The organism is Pseudooceanicola nitratireducens (genome assembly GCF_900109195.1).
In the GTDB taxonomy this organism is placed as follows: domain Bacteria; phylum Pseudomonadota; class Alphaproteobacteria; order Rhodobacterales; family Rhodobacteraceae; genus Pseudooceanicola; species Pseudooceanicola nitratireducens.
Map to the genome: position 1 here is coordinate 328,980 of NZ_FNZG01000003.1, position 15,453 is coordinate 344,432.

The 15,453-nt window shown below is 66.1% G+C and carries 13 protein-coding genes; 10 read left to right on the top strand and 3 right to left on the bottom strand.

The window, feature by feature from the left end:
• The first annotated feature begins 38 nt into the window (after positions 1 to 38).
• From BMX99_RS12235 to BMX99_RS12245, 3 genes are all read left to right on the top strand, one after another.
• On the top strand, positions 39 to 989 hold the full coding sequence (locus BMX99_RS12235) for a tripartite tricarboxylate transporter substrate binding protein (RefSeq protein ID WP_093452120.1): 951 nt from the start codon (positions 39 to 41) through the stop codon (positions 987 to 989).
• Between the two features lie 147 nt (positions 990 to 1,136).
• Positions 1,137 to 1,586 (top strand): tripartite tricarboxylate transporter TctB family protein, encoded by a 450-nt coding sequence (locus BMX99_RS12240; RefSeq protein ID WP_093452123.1) that lies wholly within the window; start codon positions 1,137 to 1,139, stop codon positions 1,584 to 1,586.
• A 1-nt stretch (position 1,587) separates the two neighbouring features.
• A complete protein-coding gene (locus tag BMX99_RS12245) occupies positions 1,588 to 3,081 on the top strand; it encodes a tripartite tricarboxylate transporter permease (RefSeq protein ID WP_093452126.1) in 1,494 nt (497 codons plus the stop codon).
• A 22-nt stretch (positions 3,082 to 3,103) separates the two neighbouring features.
• Here BMX99_RS12245 and BMX99_RS12250 read toward each other — a convergent pair whose 3' ends face one another.
• Together BMX99_RS12250 and BMX99_RS12255 are read right to left on the bottom strand one after the other, a co-directional pair.
• Complete coding sequence (locus BMX99_RS12250) at positions 3,104 to 4,291, bottom strand: MFS transporter (RefSeq protein WP_093452129.1); 1,188 nt, start codon at positions 4,289 to 4,291, stop codon at positions 3,104 to 3,106.
• 137 nt (positions 4,292 to 4,428) lie between these two features.
• Positions 4,429 to 4,992, bottom strand: a complete 564-nt coding sequence (locus BMX99_RS12255; RefSeq protein WP_093452132.1) for a carboxymuconolactone decarboxylase family protein — start codon at positions 4,990 to 4,992, stop codon at positions 4,429 to 4,431.
• 104 nt (positions 4,993 to 5,096) lie between these two features.
• Here BMX99_RS12255 and BMX99_RS12260 point away from each other — a divergent pair, with 104 nt between their 5' ends.
• Complete coding sequence (locus tag BMX99_RS12260) at positions 5,097 to 5,750, top strand: TetR/AcrR family transcriptional regulator (RefSeq protein WP_244525542.1); 654 nt, start codon at positions 5,097 to 5,099, stop codon at positions 5,748 to 5,750.
• A 15-nt stretch (positions 5,751 to 5,765) separates the two neighbouring features.
• Here the strand turns inward: BMX99_RS12260 and BMX99_RS12265 are convergent, their stop codons facing one another.
• Complete coding sequence (locus BMX99_RS12265) at positions 5,766 to 7,154, bottom strand: aminotransferase family protein (protein WP_093452137.1); 1,389 nt, start codon at positions 7,152 to 7,154, stop codon at positions 5,766 to 5,768.
• Between the two features lie 222 nt (positions 7,155 to 7,376).
• On the opposite strand from BMX99_RS12265, the gene pdxR reads away from it, so the two are divergent.
• The 6 genes from pdxR to BMX99_RS12295 all read left to right on the top strand — a co-directional run bounded on the left by pdxR (position 7,377) and on the right by BMX99_RS12295 (position 15,389).
• Complete coding sequence (pdxR, locus tag BMX99_RS12270) at positions 7,377 to 8,810, top strand: MocR-like pyridoxine biosynthesis transcription factor PdxR (protein WP_093452140.1); 1,434 nt, start codon at positions 7,377 to 7,379, stop codon at positions 8,808 to 8,810.
• 96 nt (positions 8,811 to 8,906) lie between these two features.
• On the top strand, positions 8,907 to 10,589 hold the full coding sequence (locus BMX99_RS12275) for an amidohydrolase (RefSeq protein WP_093452143.1): 1,683 nt from the start codon (positions 8,907 to 8,909) through the stop codon (positions 10,587 to 10,589).
• On the top strand, positions 10,586 to 11,488 hold the full coding sequence (locus BMX99_RS12280; protein ID WP_093452145.1) for a CobW family GTP-binding protein: 903 nt from the start codon (positions 10,586 to 10,588) through the stop codon (positions 11,486 to 11,488). Before BMX99_RS12275 ends, BMX99_RS12280 begins: the two co-directional genes overlap by 4 nt.
• Before the next feature lie 67 nt (positions 11,489 to 11,555).
• Complete coding sequence (locus BMX99_RS12285; protein WP_093452148.1) at positions 11,556 to 13,049, top strand: aldehyde dehydrogenase family protein; 1,494 nt, start codon at positions 11,556 to 11,558, stop codon at positions 13,047 to 13,049.
• On the top strand, positions 13,046 to 13,774 hold the full coding sequence (locus BMX99_RS12290; protein WP_093452150.1) for a sulfite exporter TauE/SafE family protein: 729 nt from the start codon (positions 13,046 to 13,048) through the stop codon (positions 13,772 to 13,774). The genes BMX99_RS12285 and BMX99_RS12290 overlap by 4 nt, the downstream gene beginning before the upstream one ends.
• Before the next feature lie 52 nt (positions 13,775 to 13,826).
• A complete protein-coding gene (locus tag BMX99_RS12295; RefSeq protein ID WP_093452152.1) occupies positions 13,827 to 15,389 on the top strand; it encodes an ABC transporter substrate-binding protein in 1,563 nt (520 codons plus the stop codon).
• The last annotated feature ends 64 nt before the right edge of the window (positions 15,390 to 15,453 follow it).

Sequence of the window (15,453 nt, forward strand, 5' to 3'; positions counted from 1 at the left end):
ATCCGACCAAATTCGACTTACCTGAAGGGAGAGAGCCCATGAAACTGAAGGCAACCATTCTCGGCATGAGCGCACTTGTTGCACTGGCCGCACCGGCGCTGGCGGAATACCCCGAGCGCGCCATCGAACTGACCATCCCCGCCGGGGCTGGCGGCGGCACCGACACCTCGGCCCGCAAGCTGGCGATCCTGCTGGAAGAGAAGCTGGGCACCTCGATCGCGATCCTGAACGTCGGCGGCGGCGGCGGGTCCGTTGGCGCATCGCAGTTCATGCAGGCCAAGCCCGACGGCTATTCGCTGTTCGCCACCTGGAACAGCCCGATCACCACGGTGCCGCAGGTCCAGAACGTCGCCTATTCGCTGGACAGCTTCACCCCGATCGCCTCGACATCGGAAACCGCCTACACGCTGTGCGTGAAGGCCGATTTCCCCGCCGCGACCGGCGAAGAGTTCCTGGCTGAACTGGCCGCGAACCCCGGCAAGTACACCTATGGCAACGACGGCATCGGCGGCACCATGCAGCTGGCCGCCGAGCGGATCTTCCAGGCCAAGGAAATCGACGCCATCGCCATCCCCTTCGGCGGCGCCGGCGAGACGCTGCAGAACTTCCTGGGCAACCACGTCGACATCTACGGCGGCTCGATCTCGACCGTGCTGCCCTATGTCGAAACCGGCGAGGCAAAGTGCCTGCTGGTGACCTCGGCCGCCGACGTGCCCGCGCTGCCCGATGCCTCGGGCCTGGAAAGCCTGGGCCTGGGTGACAAGGAAACCCTGCTGTGGCGTGCCATCCTGGGTCCGAAAGACCTGGATCCCGCCATCGTCGAGAAACTGGCCGCCGTCATCGACGAGGCCGTGAACGACCCCAGCTATGTCGAATTCCTGGCCACCAAGGGCGAAGTGCCGAACGTGGTCAAGGGCGACGCACTTGGGGACCGGCTGCAGTCCGAATACGACGCCCTGGCAGAAGTGTCCAAACGCCTCGGGCTCTGATCCCCGGCACCAGGTGTCCGGCTTTCGGGCCGGACACCGTCACGCACATGGGCAAAGGCCGGATCGCCGGCCCCTGCCCCAGATCGGGCCCCGGTGCGGGGCCCTTGATCAAGGCCTGCAAGGTGGGCCCAGACGAAAGGCAGTCACATGGAAAAACGTCAGGACATCGCCCTTGGGCTGATCTTTGTCGGCATCGGCATCGCCGCGGCCTGGATGGCACGGGGCTATTCCGGGGCCAGCGGCACCTATCCAATGGTGCTTGGCGTGATCCTTGCGCTGTTCGGCGGGACCGTTTCGATCAAGGCCGCGCGTTCCGGCCGGACCGAGGCCCGAAGGCTGATCGACGCGCCCGGCCATTTCTTCACCACCGCCCTGATCGCAACGGCCTACGTGGCGCTTGTGGTGCCGCTTGGCTTCTACACCGCCTCGGTGCTGCTGATGCTGGCGCTGCCCCTGGCCCTAGGCTTCCGTCGGCTGGGCTATGCGCTGATCGTGGCGCTGGTCTTCATGGCGCTGATCTACCTCGTCTTCTCGGTGCTGCTTGAAAAGCCGCTCCCCCGAGAGGCGATCCTGTCCATCCTCGGCGCAGGAGCCTGACATGGAATTCTTCACCACCGCCCTCGGACATGTCCTGACGCTTGGCCCGCTGAGCGCGATGACCGGATCGACCCTGCTGGGCGTCTTCATCGGTGCCCTGCCCGGGCTGAACCCCGTGATGGCCATCGCCTTGCTGCTGCCGCTGACCTATTCGATGGATCCGCTTGTGGCCCTGGCCATGGTCGCGGGCATCTACAACGGGTCGATGTACGGCGGCGCGATCCCGGCGATCCTGCTGCGCATCCCCGGCACCCCGGCCTCGATCGCGACGACCTTCGACGGCTTTCCCATGGCCGACAAGGGCGAGGCGTCCAAGGCGCTGAAGATCGCCTGCTGGTCCTCGGCCGTGGGCGGCATCGCAAGCGCCGTGGCCCTGATGACCATGGGCCCGCTGCTGGCCCGGCTGACGCTGTTCTTCGGCCCGGCGGAATACTTCTGGATCGCCATCTTCGGCATGGCCTCGGTCGGGGTGATGGTCGGATCGGACCCGGTCAAGGGCATCATGGCCGCCGTGCTGGGCCTGCTGATCGGCACCATGGGGATCGACAACCTGTCCGGCCAGGCCCGGTTCACCTTTGGCCAGACCTGGATGCTGGGCGGGCTGGACCTGATCGTGGTGCTGGTCGGGCTCTATGCCCTGCCCCCGGTGCTGCAACTGGCGGAAAAGGCCGATCTGCGCGGGCTGTCAGCAGCGCAGCTGAAGCTGGCCGATGCGCCCTTCAAACCCGGTGAGCTGCGCGGCCTGATCCCGACCTGGCTGCGCGCCTCGGGGATCGGCATCGGTGTCGGCATCCTGCCGGGTGCCGGTGGCAACATCGCCGCCTTCCTCAGCTACAACGCGGCCAAGAACGCCTCCTCCGATCCCGAGAGCTTCGGCAAGGGTAACCCGCAGGGCGTCGCGGCGGCGGAATGCGGCAACAACGCCGACAACGCGGCCTCGATGATCCCGGCGCTGTCGCTTGGCATCCCCGGCAACGTGGTCGCGGCGCTGGTGCTGTCGGCGCTGACAATCCACGGGCTGCAGCCCGGGCCGCAGCTGTTCCACCAGAACCCCGTCCTGGTCGGCGGTTTCATGGTCGAGATGCTGCTGACCTCGGTGCTGATCTTCGCCCTGGGTGGGGCCGTGGCCACCCGTGTCTTTGCCCAGTTCCAGCGCCTGCCCGGCGTGCTTCTGGTGCCCTCGATCCTGATCCTGATGTGCGTGGGCGTCTACGTCATCAATGGCCGCCCGGTGGACCTGTGGGTCATGCTGGGGGCCGGTATCGCGGGCTACCTGCTGGAAAAGGTCAACGTGCCCCTGGCTCCGATCATCCTGGGCATGATCCTGGGTCCGATGGCCGAACAAAGCGTGCGCCGCGCCCTGCTGATTAGCCGTGGCGACGCGACCGACCTGCTGACCCGCCCGATCTCGGCCGGGCTGGCGATCGCGACGCTGCTGGTGATCCTCTGGCCCGTGGTCAAGACACTGCGCCGTCGCCGCGCCGCGCGCGCCTGATCCGGCCCCTTCTCTCCTGGCCCTAATCCCGGGCCAGGAGGATCAGCCGACGCATCGCGGCCACGCCGAACAGTGGCCCGATCCCGAACAGGGCCAGCGTCCAGGGCCAGCCGAAGGCCTGTGCCAGAACCGGCGTCACCTGGATCGTGAAGGTTGTCAGAAGAAAGCCTAGCGCCGTCTGCAGGGTGATCAGGCTGCCCGCCCATTCGGGCGGCGCGCCATCGGCCACCAGGGCCGAGAACTGGGCCGAATCCGGCACCACGAACATCCCCCACAGCAGGACAAGCGTCACCATCACCCCGGGCGGCCCGCCAAAGGCCAGGGCCGAGGCCAGCGCCATCGTCCCGCTCAGCGCCAGTGCCCCGCCCGCCACCCGCGCCTTGCCGATGCGGTCGGCAAGCGCGCCCGCCGGAATGCACAGCGCCGCCCCGGCAGAGATCGTCAGGAAGGTCACCAGCCGCGCCAGCCCCTCGGGGTCGGGATGGCCGGACTGGGCCAGCGACAGGGTAAGCGCCGTGCCGATCCAGGCCCAGAAGGCATAGAGCTCCCACATGTGGCCAAGGTAGCCAAGCGTGGCATAGCGCACCGGCTTCAGCTGCCAGATCAGCAGCAGGGCGGCGGGCCGGAACCGGGGCGCGCGGGCGTGATGCGGCCCAAGCCCCGTCAGAAGGATCAGACCGCTGCCCGCCAGCGCCATCAGGCTGGCCAGCACCACGGTCACGCGCCAATCCGCCCCGCCGATCAGCGCCAGCCCATGCGGGGCCGCCGACCCGAATGCCAGCGCTGCGATCAGAAGCCCGACGACCAGCCCGCGCCGCCGCAGCGTCCAGCCGACGGCGATTTTCATGCCGACCGGGTAGACCCCGGCCAGGCAGGCCCCGGTGACGATCCGCCCCAGGATCTGCGCCGCCCCGCCCGGCACGGTCCAGATCAGCGTCAGGTTGGCCAGCGCCGCCACCAAGGCAGAAAGTGCAAAGACCCGCCGGGGATCATAACGGTCGGCCGTGCCATGCACTGCCAGCGCCACCGCCCCCAGCACGAATCCGATCTGCACCCCCATGGACAGAACCCCCTGCTGCCAGGCGCTTAGCCCGCCCAGCCGGGTCAGCTCGGGCAGGACGGCGGACGAGGTGAACCAAAGCGCCATCGCCCCGAATTCTGCGATCAGCAGCAGGACAAGGCTGGCCGTGCGTCCGGGGGATGGGGTCATTTGTGGTTCCGATCCTGGTGCGGGGCGTACCCGTTTCTTGAGGCCCTACCAATCTAGCCCGCCCATGGTCGCCCGCACCACCGGGTCCGGCGCATCCGCCGGACCCACGGCCCGCATCGGGTAAGGGGCGGCCCGGGTCAGCGCGCGGACTTGGGCGTCCAGGCGAATTTCTGCATCACCGGATCCACCGGGGTGTCGGCGATATGGTTGGTGTAATTGCTCATGACCTTCTGGGCGAGCCCCAGGATCACCTCGAGCACCTGCTGTTCGCCATAACCCGCATCGAAGAAGGCCTGCATCTCGGCCTCGCTTGGACGGCCACGGCTTTCCAGCATGACCAGGGTGAAGGTCCGCAGCGCCTCGAGCTTGGGCGTCGGCAGCGGGGTTTCGTCGCGCAGCGCGTCGGAAATCGCGTCGTCCACCTTCATCGCCTTGGCGATCCCGGTGTGGGCCGGCACGCAATAGTGGCACTCATGCGCGACGTTGATGGCCTGCCAGACCACGGTCTTTTCATCCGCGTCGAACGAGGTGCCGTTGGCGAAAAGCCCGTGCAGCACCTGGTACCCTTCTAGCAGCGCCGGGGCCCCGGCCATCACCGCGTGCAACCCCGGCAGACGGCCGAAAGCGGCCTTGGATTTGGCGATCAGCGGCAGCGCGGCCTCGGATGCGGTGGTTTCGTCAAGGCGTTCGAACTTGGTCATGGCATGCTCCTTCAGGCAGGCTTTGAAGTTGTGACCCCCAATCTGCACATTCTTGAACGATCGCTCAACAACCAACTTGAGCGATCACTCAACAACTAATCGTGATGACCCTGTTCTGCCCCGCCGCAACGAGGTATCGTCGGCCCATGGCCCGTGCTGCAACATATGATCGGAACGATGCGCTGGACGCCGCGATGCGGCTGTTCTGGACCAAGGGCTATCACGCCACGTCGATGAAGGATCTTGAACAGACGCTCTCGATGCGGCCCGGGTCGATCTATGCCGCCTTCCACAGCAAGGAACAGCTGTTCCGCGAAACGCTGGACCGCTATTCCGCCCGGATGGAGGCCGACCTGACCCGGCTGGTGATGCAAAGCCCCGCGCCCCTGAAGGCGCTGCAATCGCACCTGCTGAGCCTGGCGGACCTGACGCCCTGTGACCGCCCCTCGACCGCCTGCATGTTGGTGAAATCCCTGTTGGAACTGCCGCAGGATGGTGAGCTGCGCGACTTCATCACCGACCACCTTGACCGGGTCGAGGCGCTGATCGCGGCGGCGCTGAAGAGGTCGGCGCAGCTGGGCGAACTGCGCGACAGCTGTGACCCGGACCGGCTGGCCCGGCGCATCCAGACCTATATCTTCGGGTTGAAGATCCAGGCGCAGCGCCAGAAGGATCCGCAACGGATGCAAGAGCTGTGCGGCGACCTGGCCGAGGAACTGGGCCGGATTGGTGGCGGCGCGGTCGCCCGCACCACCTGATATTTACACCGTAAGTCAGGCAGCCGTTTCGGCAGCCAGCCCCCCGACCACGGCCAATGCCTGATCCAGAACCTCTGCGATCTGGTCGATCTCTTCCGCGGTGACAGTCAACGCGGGCGACAGGCAGATCGTGTTGTTCAGCCCCGGCAGCGACCGGTTTGTCATCCCAAGGATCACGCCCCGCGCGTCGCATTCCGCCACGACCCGCGCCACCAGCTTTTCGTCCAGCGGTGCCTTGGTGGCGCGGTCCGACACCAGTTCCGCCCCAAGGAACAGCCCCTTGCCGCGCACGTCCCCGACGATCGGGTGCCGGATCTTCATCGCCTCGAGATGCGCCATCATCCGCGCGCCCATCTGCGTGCAATTCTCCAGCAGGTTCTCCTGTTCGATGATCTCCATGTTGACGATGGCCGCCGCCGGCCCCGCCGTGCAGCCCCCGAAAGTCGAGATGTCGCGGAAATGGTCCATCGGATCCTCGGCATCGCTGCGGAACAGATCGAAGACCGCTTCGGTCGTGACACAGCAGGCAATCGCCGCATAGCCCGAGGCCACGCCCTTGGCCATGGTGACGAAATCCGGCTCGATCCCGTAGTGCTGATAGCCGAACCAGGTGCCGGTGCGACCGACACCGCAGACGACTTCGTCGATATGCAGCAGCACGTCGTACTTGCGGCAGATCTCCTGCACGCGGGGCCAGTACCCTTCGGGGGGCGTGATGACGCCGCCACCTGCGGTGATCGGCTCAAGGCACAGCGCACCAACGGTTTCGGGGCCTTCGCGCAGGATGACCTCTTCGATGGCATCCGCCGCGCGGCGGCCGTAATCGGCATCATCCCACTGGGCGCGGTATTCCAGGCAATGCGGCACCTCGACAAAGCCGGGCGCAAGGGGGCCGTATTGCGCCACGCGCTCGGGTTGGCCGCCGGCGGACAGCGTGCCGATGGTGGTGCCGTGGTAGTCGCGTTCGCGGAACAGGATCTTGTGCTTCTTGCCGCCATAACGCTTGTGGGCGATCTGGCGGACCATCTTGAAGGCCTTCTCGTTCGCCTCGGACCCGCTGTTGGTATAGTAGACGCGGGACATGCCCGGCATCTTCTCGATCAGCTTCTCGGCAAAGATCGCGCCGGGGATCGACCCGGCCGCACCTGCAAAATAGTTCATCCTGACCAGCTGATCGCGCACCGCATCGGCGATGTTTTCCCGGCCATAGCCCACGTTCACCGTCCAGACCCCGCCGGACACGGCATCCAGGAATTCGCGGCCGTTCTGGTCCCAGACCTTCAGGCCATTGCCCTCGACGATGACGCGGGGGTCCTTGCTGTCCAGCGCCCTGTGCTGGAACAGGTGGTGCCAGACATGGGCGCGGTCCGCCTGGACCACCTTGCTGATATCATTGTCGAGCATGGCAAATCTCCGTTAGCTTCGATCCGACAAAGCCCGGGACATCCCGCCGGGGACAGGTCCAGCACCGGGGAACACATTGGGCCAGCGCCGATCGGGCAAGCCCAAAACTTGGGCGCAACCCCGCATTCGCCCCGCGCGCCGCTGGGTTTTCCGCAGCGCCCCGATTGACCCGGGCGCGGCGCTGCGCGGCAATACGGCTAAGGACCCCGACCAGGTGAAAAAATGCTGATCGACCTCAACAAACAGACCGGTGACACGATCCAGGGCCAGCTGCGCCGGTCCGTCATCGACGCCATCCATTCCGGCCAGATGACGCCGGGACAGCGGCTTTTGCCGTCGCGCCAGCTGGCCGAACAGCTGGGCATCGCGCGCAATACCGTCACCGCCGTCTATGACGAACTGGTGGCGCGCGGCTATCTGGAAAGCGTGCCGCGCCGGGGCCATTTCGTCATGGCCGATGTCGCCCCCGAACCCGAGGTCACACCGGCCCCGGTGTCCTCGGTCGACTGGGCCGCCTGCCTCAAGCAGCGCCCCTCGACCCTGCGCCATATCCACAAGCCCTCGAACTGGCAGGATTTCCCCTACCCCTTCGTCTATGGCCAGGTGGATCCGCGCCTTTTCCCGATCAACACCTGGCGGGCCTGTTCCCGCGACGCCCTGGGCCGCGCCGCCATCGACTGGTGGACCGCAGACCGCGCCGTGGAAGACGACCCGCAGCTGATCGAACAGATCCGCACCCAGATCCTGCCGCAACGGGGCATCTATGCCCGCGACGAAGAGATCCTGATCACCCTCGGCTCTCAAGAAGGGTTCTTCCTGATGGCCCGCCTTCTGGCCCGTGCCGACACCCGCGTCGGTGTGGAAACGCCGGGCTATCCCGACAGCCGCAACATCTTTGCCGCCGAGGGCGCGCAGATCGTCGACATGCCCGTGGATGACGACGGCGCACGGTTCGATCATGCGGGCCCGCTGGACGTGGCGATCCTGACGCCGGTGCACCATTGCCCGACGATGATCTCGATGCCCGTGTCACGGCGGCGCGCGATCCTGGACCGGGCCGCCCGCGACGGCACGATCCTGATCGAGGACGACTACGAAGGCGAAACGGCCTTTTCCGGCGATCAGACCACGCTGAAGTCGATGGATACCGACGGGCGGGTCGTCTACCTGGGCACCCTGTCCAAGGTTCTCGCCCCCGGGGTGCGCATCGGGTTCATGGTGGCTGACGCCGCCCTAATCGAGGAAGCCCGCTGGCTGCGGCGTCTGATCCACCGGTCGGCGCCGCTGAACAACCAGCGCACGGCGGCGATCTTCCTGGCCGAGGGGCACTACCTGGCGCTGCTGAAACAGCTGCGCGCGGCCCTGGCCAACCGCTTTGACCAGGTCGTCGCGGGATGTAACCGCCACCTGCCTGATTTCCGCCGGTCCCGGAACAGCGGCGGGTCGTCCGTCTGGCTGGAATGCCCGCCCGGGCTGGACGCCCGCAAACTGCATGTGGCCGCCCGCAGGCGCGGTGTCCTGGCCGAGGACGGCGACCCCTTCGTGCCTGAAAATCAGGCAGGGCGTTTCCTGCGGTTGGGCATTTCTTACATCGAGGAAAGCAAGGTATCAGAAGGACTTAGACTGTTGGGCGAGGCCGCGAAAGAGGTCCGGTAGGGCTGGACCAAGTCACGGCGCACCTGTGGACCTATCGGCCCGCGCACCCCCGATCCTAGGCTGACGGCGACCCGAAACGACATCTGGATTCGCCGCATGACCACCCCCGTCACCGTCTTCCGTGCCAAGACCATCCGCACGATGAACCACAACACGCCCAAGGCCACCCATGTGGCCGTGAAAGAGGGCAAGGTCCTGGCCGTCGGCACCGCCACGGATCTGACCGACTGGATGGGGTTCTGGCCGGATCTGACCGTCGACGACCGCTATGCCGACAGCGTGCTGATGCCCGGCTTTGTCGAAGCCCACGGCCACGCCATGGAAGGCGGCGTCTGGCGCGACCTTTTCCTGGGCTTCTTCCAGCGCCACGCTCCGACCGGTGAACTGGAGGGCGGGCTGAAGACCATCGACCAGGTGCTGGAGCGCCTTGCCCAGGCCGATGCCGAGATGGACGACCCCGACACCCCGCTGATCGCCTGGGGCTATGATCCGATCTACTACGACAACCAGCGCATGACCCGGCATCAGCTGGACAGCGTGTCGACCACGCGGCCGATCGTGATCACCCATGCCTCGTTCCACATCATGAACGTCAACTCCAAGGTGCTGGAGATGGCCAACATGTTCGGCGAAACCGGGGTCGAGGGCGTGCTGAAGGATGCCTCGGGCGATGTCACCGGCGAGCTTCAGGAAATGGCGGCGATGTTCATGGCGATGAACGCCACCGGGGCCGGCATGCACCTGCGCGAAACCAATGCCGACACTCTGCGCGCCTTTGCCCAGTCCAGCGTCAACGCCGGCGTCACCACCTGCACCGACCTGCACCAGCGCATGGATGACGACGCCCTTGCCGCCTATGAAACGGTGACGGAAGAGCCCGATTTCCAGGTGCGCATCGTGCCCGCCTTCGGATCGCTGATGTGGGATGTGCCCACGGGGCTTGAGCGCATCAAGATGCTGAAGGACCGCGGCAACGACAAGCTGCACCTGGGGTTGGTCAAAGTGATGACCGACGGCTCGATCCAGGGGTTCACCGCCCGGCTGAAGTGGCCCGGCTATCACAACGGCGCGCCGAACGGCATCTGGAACAACCCGCCGCAACAGCTGAAGGACCTGATCAAGGCCTACAACGCCGAAGGCATCCAGATGCACCTGCATGTGAACGGCGACCAGGCATCGGAATTCGTGCTGGACTGCCTGGAAGAGGCGCTGAACGAACACCCCCATGCGGATCACCGCCACACGCTGCAGCATTGCCAGATGGCCGACGCCGCCCAGTTCCGCAAGGCCGCCGCGCTTGGCGTCTGCGCCAACCTCTTTGCCAACCACATCTATTACTGGGGCGATCAGCACTATGCGCTGACCATGGGCCCCGACCGCGCCAACCGCATGGACGCCTGCGCCACGGCCCTGCGCGAAGGGGTCAAGCTGGCGATCCATTCCGACGTGCCGGTGACCCCGCTATCGCCGCTGTTCACCGCCTGGTGCGCCGTGAACCGCCTGACCGCAACCGGCCGTGTCCTGGGCGAGGCCGAGAAGATCAGCGTCGAGGACGCGCTATATGCCATCACCCTCGGGGCGGCCTGGCAGCTGAAGCTGGATCATCTTGTCGGCTCGATCGAGGTCGGGAAATTCGCCGATTTCGCCGTGCTGGATCGTGACCCGCTTGAGGTCGGCGGCGAAGCCCTGAAGGACATCAAGGTGCTTGGCACCGTCCTGTCCGGCCAGCCGCAGATCAGCGCCATTCGCGGCACCCCGTCGCAGGTGGAACCCGCATGAGCATCCCCGTCACGGTGATCGGCGGGTTCCTGGGGTCGGGCAAGACGACGCTGGTGAACCGCATTCTAGCGGCTTCGCCCGCGCGGACCGCCGTCCTGGTCAATGACTTCGGAGAGATCAACGTCGACTTCGATCTGGTCAAGGCCGGCGACGACCTGACCTTTGAACTGTCGGGCGGCTGCATCTGCTGTTCGATGGCCGAAGGCGTTGGTCCGGCGATCAAATCCGCGCTGAAGACCAACCCCGAAACCATCCTGATCGAGGCCAGCGGCGTCGGCGAACCCCGGCGCATTGCCGAATTCGCCCTGCTCGATCCGGCGCTGCGGCTGGACATGATCGTGACCCTGGCCAATGCCACGGCGCTTGACCGGCAGATCCGCGATCCGCTGATCGGGGACACGGTGGCGCGGCAGTTCGACGGGGCCGACCTGATCGTTCTGAACCACGCCGATGCGGCCCGCCCCGATGCGCTGACCAAGGCGCATGACATCCTGCGCCGGCTCGCTCCCGGGCGCCGGGTGATCGAAACGGTCGAGGCCGATCTGCCGCTTGATCTGCTGACCGCCACAAGCCACGCGATCTTTGCCGCCGGCCCGCTGGAGGACGACACCGACCACGGTTCGATCTATGGCCGCGACCGCTTTGAAAGCGACACGCCGATCCCGGTCGAGACGCTGGAAGCCATGCTTCAGGCCCTGCCCCAGTCGGTCCTGCGGCTGAAGGGCTGGGTGCTGCTAAGCGAAGAGCCCGAGGTGATGCTTCTGCAATATGTCGCCGGCCGCTGGAGCCTGGTGCCCGCCCCCGACGCCCCGCGCCTGACCCGCCTGGTGTCGATCGCCTCGGACCCCGATTTCACGATCGCCGAATCCCTGAAAACCCAAGCGTTTTCAGCCAGCTGACGCTGGACCCATTCAAAGCGCAGCGCTGGCCCAAGCCATGCCGCAGCGCAGCACAGAAGATGAGACCATGATGGAACATACCACGATTTCCCTGACCCCCGAGGCCGCCCTGAAGGCCTATGACGGCGTGAACCTGATCGGCGGCGCGCGCAAAACCTCGGCCGCGACGCTGGCCGTCACCAACCCCGCCACCGGCAAAACCCTGGGTCGCGCCGCCGCCGCGGATGCCGCCGAAACCGATGCCGCCGTGGCCGCCGCCAGGGCCGCCTTCCGGGGCTGGGCCGACCTGCCTGCCCGCGACCGAGGCAAACGTGTCGCCGCCGCCGGGCGCGCCCTTGGGGCCGAGGCCGAGACGATCGCCCGCCTTCTCGCGATGGAGACCGGCAAGGCCCTGCGCACCGAATGCCGGGGTGAGCTGACCGTCGCCGCCGACCTGCTGGAATTCTACGGCGGCCTGGGATCCGAGCTGAAGGGCGAAACCGTGCCCTACAATCCCCGCATGCTGACCATGACCACCCGCGAACCGCTTGGCGTGGTGGCGGCGATCCTGCCCTGGAACGTGCCGCTGGTCCTGATGATGCTCAAGATCGCCCCGGCCCTGGTCGCCGGCAACACGGTGGTGGTCAAAGCCTCGGAAGAGGCCCCCTTTGCCACCCTCCAGGCCGCCGAGATCGTCGCCGGTTTCCTGCCCGAAGGCGTGCTGAACGTCGTCTGCGGCACCGGCATTGAATGCGGCGCGGCGCTGACCGCCCATCCGGACGTGGCCAAGATCACCTTCACCGGGTCCGAAGCCGCCGGGGAAATCGTCTATGCCGCCGGGGCCAAGCGCATCGTGCCCGTCAGCCTGGAACTGGGCGGCAAATCCCCGATGATCGTCTGTGCCGATGCCAACCTTGATCGGGTCGTTGCCGGGGCGATTTCGGGCATGCGCTTTACCCGGCAGGGCCAAAGCTGCACTGCCGCCAGCCGAATCTACGTCCACGCCGATCTGATGGAAGCTTTCATGGCCCGCATCGGGGAAGAACTGTCGACCCTGGTGATCGGCGATCCCCTGGACGAGGCCACGGATGTGGGCACGATCATCTCGGCCCGCCAGAAGGCCACAATCGACCGCTTTGTCGCCCTGGCCGAAGAGACCGAGGGCGCGCAGGTCATCCGCAGCGGCGCGCTGCCCACGGATCCCGCCCTGTCGCCCGATCTGTTCATGCAGCCGACGCTGATCGCCGGCCTGCCCGAGGATCACCCATGCGTCACCGATGAAATCTTCGGCCCCGTCGCCGTGGTTCAAAGCTGGACCGACTATGACGATGTCATCGCCCGCGCCAACGACAGCCGCTATGGGCTGGCCGCAACGGTCTGGACGACGAATATCGCCACCGCGCTTGATGCCACCGCGCGGCTCGAGGCCGGCTATGTGCAGGTGAACCAGAACCTGACGATCCAGCCCAATGTCTCCTACGGCGGCTTCGGCCGGTCGGGGCTGGGCAAGGAAGCCTCTCTCGAGGCGATGGTCGAGCATTTCACCCGCAAGAAGACCATCGTGATGTCCTTCGACGCATGATGCTGGCGCTGGTCATAAGCGCGGCGGTCTTCGGGGCTGCGGTCCTGCGGGGGCTGACGGGCTTTGGATTTGCCCTGGCCGCCGTCCCGGCGATGAGCTTCGTGGTCTCTCCGGCGCGGGCCGTCTGCATCGCCATCGTGCTGCAATGCCTGGTCGGGCTGCGCGACGTGGTGACGATGCGCGCCCTGCTGGACCGCAATGCGCTTGGGCTTTTGTCCATTGGCGCGCTGCTGGGCACGCCGCTTGGCATCCTGGCGCTGACCCAGCTGTCGGCGGATGCCATGCGGGTGGTGCTGGCGTTGGTCGTCGGGGCCGGGCTGATCGCGCTAATCGCCCGGGTCGAACTGGCCCCGGGCCGAGGCCCCGCCCTTGGGGCCGGAGTTCTGTCGGGGCTGTTCTCGGGGCTTGCGGCGATGCCCGGCCCGCCGGCCATCGCCTATTTCCTGGGCCGCGCCGCGCCTGCGGTGACCACCCGCGCCTCTTTGATGGTGTTTTTCTTCCTCACCTCGCTGATGGCGCTGCCCGGGCTGATCCTGGCGGACCGCCTGGATACCGACACCACCCTTCTGGCCGCCAGCGCCTTTCCGGCGCTGCTGCTGGGCACCTGGATTGGCGGGCGCGCCTTTGCCCGGATGGGCGAAGGCACCTATCGCACCGCCGCCATCGCGCTGCTGGCCCTGACGGCCGTGGCCACGGGATTAAAGGGGGTCGCGGCCTTCATCTGATCCCCTTCCAAGACAACCAAACCAACAACCAAGACCAAAACAGGGAACGACAATGAAACACTTCCGCAAATTCGCCCTTGGGGCTGCAACCGGACTGACGCTCATGGCCAGCTCGGCCCTGGCCCAGCAATCGCTGCTGGTCGGTTCGACCCAGGTCCCGCGTCACTTCAACGGCGCGATCCAGTCGGGCATCGCCACCGCCATGCCCTCGACCCAGATCTTCGCCTCGCCCTTGATGTATTCCGACAGCTGGGACCCGATCCCCTACCTGGCGAAAAGCTGGGAAACCTCGGCCGACGGGCTGACCGTCACGCTGAACCTGGTCGACAACGCGACCTTCCATGACGGCACGCCGCTGACATCCGAAGACGTGGCGTTTTCGATCATGACGATCAAGGAAAACCACCCCTTCAAGACCATGCTGGCCCCGGTCACCACGGTCGAGACCCCGGATGCCACCACCGCCGTCATCAAGCTTGAACACCCCCACCCCGCCCTGATGCTGGCGATGAGCCCGGCGCTGATGCCGATCATCCCCAAGCACATCTATGGCGAAGGCAACATCCAGGAAAACCCCGCCAACCTGAACCCCGTCGGCTCGGGCCCGTTCAAGTTCGTCGAATACAAGCAGGGCGAATACTTCAAGCTTGAGAAGAACGCCGACTTCTTCATCGACGGCCAGCCCAAGCTGGACGAGATCATCGTGCAGATCTTCGGCGACACCGCCAACCTGGTCATGGCGATGGAACGCGGCGACATCGACATGCTGCCTTATCTGACCGGCGTGCGGGACATCGAACGCCTGGACGGCACCGACGGCGTATCCGTCGCGACCAAGGGCGGAGAGGCAATCGGCGCGATCAACTGGCTGGCCTTCAACACCAAGAAGGCCCCCTTCGACGACCCGAAGGTCCGCCAGGCGCTTGGCTATGCGATCAACAAGGATTTCTACCTGAAACGCATCATGGGCGGCTTTGCCGATGACGCCACCGGGCCGATCACCATGACCTCTCCCCTGGCCACCACGGACGTCGAACAATATGCCTTCGACCTGGAAAAGGCCAAGGCCCTGCTGGACGAGGCCGGGCTGGCCCCGGATGGCGACGGCACCCGTTTCACCATGACCATCGACTATATCCCCGGGGGCGTCGAAACCGGCCGCAACCTGGTGGAATACCTGCGGTCTCAGCTGAAGCAGATCGGTGTCGAGGTCGAGGTCCGCACCTCTCCGGATTTCCCGACCTGGGCCAAACGCATCTCGTCTTATGATTTCGACGTGACGCAGGATCTGGTCTTCAACTGGGGCGACCCGGTGATCGGCGTGAACCGCACCTATGTCAGCTCGAACATCCGGCCGGGCGTGATCTGGTCCAATACCCAGCAATATTCCAACGCCCGTGTGGACGAGCTTCTGGCCGCCGCCGCGGTCGAGACCGACACCGCCAAACGGGCCGAGCTGTACAAGGAATTCCAGCAGATCGTCGTGGCCGATGCCCCGATCCTCTACCTGTCGGAGATGCCTTATTCGCTGGCCTACAAGGACGGCATGGACGGCATCCCGACCGGCATCTGGGGGCCCGCGTCGCCCTGGCTTGACGTGAGCATGCCCGAGTGACCCGGTTCCGGTGATCGTGCCCCGGTGATCTGGACAGAGCGATCTGGTCCCAGTGATCTAGGCA

What these genes read in the sequence shown, in the direction of transcription:
- BMX99_RS12235 (WP_093452120.1), top strand. Translation starts at nt 39, where the DNA reads ATGAAACTGAAGGCAACCATTCTCGGCATGAGCGCACTTGTTGCACTG.
- BMX99_RS12240 (WP_093452123.1), top strand. Translation starts at nt 1,137, where the DNA reads ATGGAAAAACGTCAGGACATCGCCCTTGGGCTGATCTTTGTCGGCATC.
- BMX99_RS12245 (WP_093452126.1), top strand. Translation starts at nt 1,588, where the DNA reads ATGGAATTCTTCACCACCGCCCTCGGACATGTCCTGACGCTTGGCCCG.
- BMX99_RS12250 (WP_093452129.1), bottom strand. Translation starts at nt 4,291, where the DNA reads ATGACCCCATCCCCCGGACGCACGGCCAGCCTTGTCCTGCTGCTGATC.
- BMX99_RS12255 (WP_093452132.1), bottom strand. Translation starts at nt 4,992, where the DNA reads ATGACCAAGTTCGAACGCCTTGACGAAACCACCGCATCCGAGGCCGCG.
- BMX99_RS12260 (WP_244525542.1), top strand. Translation starts at nt 5,097, where the DNA reads ATGACCCTGTTCTGCCCCGCCGCAACGAGGTATCGTCGGCCCATGGCC.
- BMX99_RS12265 (WP_093452137.1), bottom strand. Translation starts at nt 7,154, where the DNA reads ATGCTCGACAATGATATCAGCAAGGTGGTCCAGGCGGACCGCGCCCAT.
- pdxR (WP_093452140.1), top strand. Translation starts at nt 7,377, where the DNA reads ATGCTGATCGACCTCAACAAACAGACCGGTGACACGATCCAGGGCCAG.
- BMX99_RS12275 (WP_093452143.1), top strand. Translation starts at nt 8,907, where the DNA reads ATGACCACCCCCGTCACCGTCTTCCGTGCCAAGACCATCCGCACGATG.
- BMX99_RS12280 (WP_093452145.1), top strand. Translation starts at nt 10,586, where the DNA reads ATGAGCATCCCCGTCACGGTGATCGGCGGGTTCCTGGGGTCGGGCAAG.
- BMX99_RS12285 (WP_093452148.1), top strand. Translation starts at nt 11,556, where the DNA reads ATGATGGAACATACCACGATTTCCCTGACCCCCGAGGCCGCCCTGAAG.
- BMX99_RS12290 (WP_093452150.1), top strand. Translation starts at nt 13,046, where the DNA reads ATGATGCTGGCGCTGGTCATAAGCGCGGCGGTCTTCGGGGCTGCGGTC.
- BMX99_RS12295 (WP_093452152.1), top strand. Translation starts at nt 13,827, where the DNA reads ATGAAACACTTCCGCAAATTCGCCCTTGGGGCTGCAACCGGACTGACG.